Source organism: Bathymodiolus azoricus thioautotrophic gill symbiont (assembly GCF_001298715.1).
GTDB lineage: Bacteria > Pseudomonadota > Gammaproteobacteria > PS1 > Pseudothioglobaceae > Thiodubiliella.
Map to the genome: position 1 here is coordinate 1 of NZ_CDSC02000082.1, position 6,092 is coordinate 6,092.

The following is a 6,092-nucleotide window of genomic DNA, read 5'->3' on the forward strand; positions in this document are numbered from 1 at the left end:
AAATTATGAATTACGCAAAGATCTCTACTTATGTCATTCCCAAGGGAATAATTCTAACGCTTATATTGTTTAATGGACTTGCATTGGCAGATACCAGTTGGGACACAGGTGAATACACCAACAATGAAGATCGTAGTAAAATTTTATCCATTGTTAACGCCACTTCCTTAAAGGTAAAAATCTCTGGTAACACTGAAAAAAATCATGATTATGTTTATATTTATGACAAAAATGGCAATCAATTAAAAAAATTGCATGGTAACAACATAAACGAAACTTTCGAAATTGCTGGAGATTATATTAATGCTCGCTTAACTACTAATCATTCTATTACCCATTCAGGGGTTAATGTACAAATTGAGGATCGATCTTCCTATGACGATAGGGCAAATAGCATGTTAATTCGCTTTACAAATATTAGCCATAATGAGCACACTGTTGCTATACTGCCGAACGATGCTAATGCAACAGGCGTTCCTCCCATTTATTCCGCTCCAGATCCAGATTTGATAAATAATAATATTTATCAATTAGAACAAGATATTAATCAATTAGTTAATGCCAACGATCTAGTTGAGCTTACTTTTATTAAACATGACGCACAGTTCAACACAACCACGATTAACCTCTCTAAATCTGTTACGCATGATGTTATTCATCGTTTGGTATTAAAAGATTATGTTGAATATTCTGAACCGAATGAGCTTGTGATTATTCATCGGGCAAAGTTTCCTCCAAACGATCCTCTTTATACGTATCAATGGGGGTTGAAAGGTTCTGGGATTGCCCTAGATTCAGCTCAACAGTTCTTACAAAGCGGTAACACGATAGATACTGGTGAAACGATAGTTGCTGTTATTGATGACGGTCTTATTAGGCATGAGGATTTACTGGACAATATGTTAAAAGTTGCTGACAGTGAAACTGATGTTTATGGCTATGATTTTATTGATAATGATACGAACCCCATTCTTTCAGACCCAAAAATAGAAAGCCACGGTACTGCTGTTGCAGGTATTATAGCGGCTGTACATAACAACGCTAAAGGTATTGCTGGCGTTGATGGGAGAGCAAAAATATTGCCTGTGCGTGTACTAAGAACCAAAGAGAACGACATAAATAATATTTCTGATTTGCTTATAGGAAAGGGTGGCATCTCTTCAGCAGCAGAAGCCATTAGATGGGCGGCTGGTGGTCATATTGATGGTGTACCCGATAACAAGCACCCCGCAACAGTTATCAATCTAAGTTTTGGATCTAATCGACCATGCGAAAACCCATATACAGAATCCCTTGGTTTTTTTTCAACCTATAGTAATGCTATCAAAGAAGCGATATCTAAAGGTGCGACAATTATAGCTACAACAGGTAACGATTCCGCATCATATACTGAATCACCAGCGAATTGTGAAGGTGTCATTGCAGTTAGCGCCATTGATTTGGACGAAGATCGATCTCTATGGGATGATAAACATGGATCTAATTACGGCAATAGGACGGATGTTAGTGCGCCTGGAACTGACATTATGACTCTTGGTAAGGATAGTGAATATAATAAAATGCATGGCACTAGTATGGCAGCCCCATTTGTTAGTGGCGTCGCTTCAATACTTTCGCGGCAATTTTATTTCCCTCCAAGAGAAATAAAAAGAATTATTAAAAAATCGGCTCGTAACTTTCCAATACATTCCACTTGCACTAATGATTTCTCAAAAGTAGATGGCACTATACAATACTGTGGCACAGGTGTTGTTGATATCAATCGAGCACTTGCTGAGGTAAAGCGCCTAAAAGACATCATAAAATCGGCAACCGTACTTACATTAAACGCCCCTATTCCGCTAGAATCAAGCACACTATATAAGTTTGAAAGGACCACTGATGAAGATCTTGACTACTACATTAACTTCGAGCGAACCACTGAAAATAAAGGTTTAATAGATATTTTTGTTGCAACAGATGTAGTGCCTGATTCTGATGAAAGCGCTGATTGTAGAATGACTTTCTTTGGTGATACACTCGTAACTATCACTGAGACAAGTGTCTCAGGACCCTCTTGTGCCACAGATATAAAACTTAAAAAGTTTAGAACGCTCTATATTCAAGTCAAAGGCAAGGAGGAAAATGGTGTATTTAATTTTAAGGGTAATATCAGTATTAATGCATTGTCAAAAGCTAAGTTAGCAAAACAGCGTGAAGCACAACTAAAACAAATGGGGAAATTAGTAGGACCTGTGGCACACGAATGTAATGGTGTACTTTCTTTGTGCTTTCTCATGAGAAAAAAGAGAGACACAAGTCATTTTAAGTACCAGCTAGATGTGGGCACTATCGGACTTAACCAAACCTCAGTTAATTATTCTAAAAAAACACCATCAGGCAATTCTAGTGTTTACTTTATCGTCCCCACACTAGGTAGTGTGGCTTATTCGGACTTTGAACAAGTGCGAGAAAGTTTATGGGATGGATCCCCAGGCGCATCTAAAGTTATTGTTTGGGCGGTTGATAAGAATGGCCATGAGCAACAAATAGTATTGCGGGTGCAAAAGAAATTTAACAATAAATGGATAAAAATGAATGATGGCGTGCAACGCGATTATGGGCAAGTAAAAGTTAGCGTTCACCTTGATGACAATCCTGATTTAGTAGCAAATAGCTATACTGCCGAATTTATGATAATCGGAGTTGGTTGGCACGATTCTGATTATCGGGCTCTTATTAAGGCAAAGTTAGACATTACCATTTATAAGGATTTTATTCAAAATGAAATTTACCCCTACCAGAATAACAATCATGGCATATTAAAGCTAGAAAAGATTGGTCTTAATCAGATTTCAGGCAATTATTCCAAAAAAACCCCTTCAAAGGATTCTAGTGTTTATTTTTACATACCTACCGAACAGCCTAATGTTGTTCGTTCGGACTTTACCCGAGCAAAACAGAGTCTATGGAGTGGAAATACAGGCGTATCTAAAATTACTGTTATAGCAACCAATAGCACAGGTGTTAAATATCAGGCGGTATTGGATGTGCAAAAGAAAGGACCTTACGGTTGGCTAAAAATGAATGATGGCGTGCAGCGTGGTTTTGGTCAAGTCAGAGTTAGTTTTGATCCTGAATCTAATCCTGATTTACCAACAGGCGCCTATACTACCGACTTTACAATAATTGGAGCAGGTTGGCATGATGAAAATTATCGGGTGGGAATCAAAAGTGTGGTTGATTTTGTTAAACACTAAGGCGTTAAGTCAACTACAAAACCCAACAATTTTAGACAACAATCCAAACTTTCTTATTTCGAATAAGTTAAGCTAATAGAAATCTTTGCGTAAATAGGGGTGATTGATAAAATCCAATTTTTGTCCAATTGGTGATTTCTTTGAACCTTCTTTGAACCTTGTCTTAGCAGGACTAAGACTGGGTTAACGCAGGGGTTTCTTTTGGATTTTTTTGGAGGGGCGTATAAAAGACCTTGACAAAATTATTTTTAAATGTTATAGTAAATTTTTTTTAATACTTATTTTTTAAAAATGAAAAACATATCAAACACACTAAACACACTAACTAAACTCCTTGCAGTCGCTATCTTTTCAGTCTCTTTAAATGCTTTTAGTGTTGTACTAGGTCCACTCATTACATTCAGCACTAATCATGTTAGTGCTACTGCTGGAATTGCTATCACACCTATTACCATCTCTAATAGAGGTGATTCTGTTTCTCATTACTCAATTTATCCTGCTATTCCCGATGGCTTGTCTCTTAATGCAAAAACTGGAACTATCTCTGGAGTGCCAATTGTTGCCTCTGATCCAGTAACTTATACTGTGACTGCAGTTGGTCATCGTGGTCATGACACTGCAACTATTGTTATTGCTGTTGGTGTTGGTGTTATTAATCTAGCCCTTAGAAAGCCTGCTACACAATCCAGCACATATTTATACCACTCTATCATTCCTGTTGCTGGCTATGCAGTGGATGGTAACACTGATGGTTATTTCTTAAATAAGAGCACAACCCATACCAAATTTGAATACGACAATCCTTGGTGGCAGGTTGATCTAGGTAGTAAGAAAGATATCGAGCAAATCATTATTTACAACCGCACTGATTGCTGTGCAGATAGACTAAAAGACTATCGGGTTAGTATTTCTAATAAAGCAGACTTCAGCACCCACATCTATCAACAAGACTTTCATGCTACGCCTAACCCCAAAAAAACCATTATATTAGACGCACCAGGCAAACAAGGTCGCTATGTTAGAGTCCAGATGTTTGGCAGTAAGATTTTGTCTTTAGCGGAAGTTCAGGTTATAGGTATTGATCCTTTGCATTTTTCTGAGGTGGATTATTCTAGTGCTCATAATGATTTTGGTGGGGTTAATAATGCGCCAAATTATGCTAATAAGATGGCTTTTGCTGCCATTAAAGGTGATGGCTCAATCAAGGCATGGGGTAACCCACATTTTGGAGGCGAAAAAGCACCTGATCCTGATAGTGGTTATACCAAGATTTATTCAAATAAACATTCCTTTGCCGCCCTTAAAGCTGACGGTTCAATCACGGCGTGGGGTGACTTACTTATTAGAGGCGTAAGTGCATCCAGAGCACCCACTGACAAAGGCTATATCAAGATTTATTCAAATGTATATGCCTTTGTCGCCCTTAAAGCTGATGGTTCAATCACGGCGTGGGGTAACCCATATTCTGGAGGCAGAGGTGCACCTTCTGGCAGTGACTATACCGAGATTTATTCTAATAGAAGAGCCTTTGCTGCCCTTACACACGATGGCTCAGTTAAGACATGGGGTGACTCAAATTTTGGAGGCAAAGACGCACCCAATGCACCCACTGACAAAGGCTATATCAAGATTTATTCAACCGACAAAGCCTTTGTTGCCCTTAAAGCCGATGGCTCAATCAAGGGGTGGGGTAACGCATATTCTGGAGGCGCAAATGTACCCTCTGGTAGTGACTATACCAAGATTTATTCAAATGCAGTTGCCTTTGCCGCCCTTAAAACTGACGGCTCAATCAAGGCGTGGGGTGAGGCAGATTCTGGAGGCACAAATGCACCCGTTGATAAGGGCTATACCAAGATTTATTCAAATACATATGCCTTTGCCGCCCTTAAAGCCGACGGCTCAATCAAGGGGTGGGGTGATGTATATTCTGGAGGCGAAAGCGCACCCGTTGACAAAGGCTATGTCGAAATTTATTCAAATGCATATGCTTTTGCCGCCCTTAAAGCTGATGGCTCAATCACGACATGGGGTGAGTCAGTTGCTGGAGGTGAATACATATCCAAGGCACCCACTGACAAAGGTTATATCAAGATTTATTCAACCGACAGAGCCTTTGCTGCCCTTAAAGCCGATGGCTCAATTACATCATGGGGTAACTTAGATAGTTCGTGGATTAAACCAAAGAATGACAGCACAAAAGGACCTACTGACAAAGGCTATATTAAGATTTATTCAAATGCATATAGCTTTACTGCTGTTAAGCCTGATGGTTCAATCAGGACATGGGGTGACCCAAGTTATGGAGGCACATATGTCTTTGGTTATAATCTAGCGCTTGGAAAACCTGCCACACAATCCAGCACATATCTATACTACTCTATTGATCCTGTTGCTGGTTATGCAGTGGATGGTAACACTGATGGCTATTTCTTAAATAAGAGCACAACCCATACCAAACTGGAACGAAGCGCTTGGTGGCAGGTTGATCTAGGCAGCAAGAAAAATATCAATCAAATCATTATCTACAACCGCACTGATTGCTGTGCAGATAGGCTAAGCGACTACCGAGTTAGTATTTCTAATGAATCAGACTTCAGCACCCACACCTATCAACAAGACTTTCATGTTGCACCTGATCCCAAAAAAATCATTACATTAGACGCACCAGGCAAACAAGGTCGCTATGTTAGAATCCAATTGCCTGACAGTGGTTATCTGTCTCTAGCAGAAGTTCAGGTTATGGGTGTTGATCTTTAAATAAAGAAAACGCAGTAGGAATGTTTCAACTAGAATTTGAATTTAGGGTTTAGCTTATTCGAAATAAGCAATTTCAGATTGTTGAATCTTGGG

Annotated in this window: 2 protein-coding genes; both read left to right on the forward strand. The window is 39.2% G+C overall.

Annotated elements, in window-relative coordinates; translation table 11 throughout:
* Window positions 1-3,239 (forward strand): S8 family serine peptidase (locus tag BAZSYMA_RS01725; RefSeq protein WP_195910045.1); only part of this gene is annotated, 3,239 nt, incomplete at its 5' end.
* A 291-nt stretch (window positions 3,240-3,530) separates the two neighbouring features.
* Complete coding sequence (locus tag BAZSYMA_RS01730; RefSeq protein WP_090714972.1) at window positions 3,531-5,999, forward strand: galactose-binding domain-containing protein; 2,469 nt, start codon at window positions 3,531-3,533, stop codon at window positions 5,997-5,999.
* The last annotated feature ends 93 nt before the right edge of the window (window positions 6,000-6,092 follow it).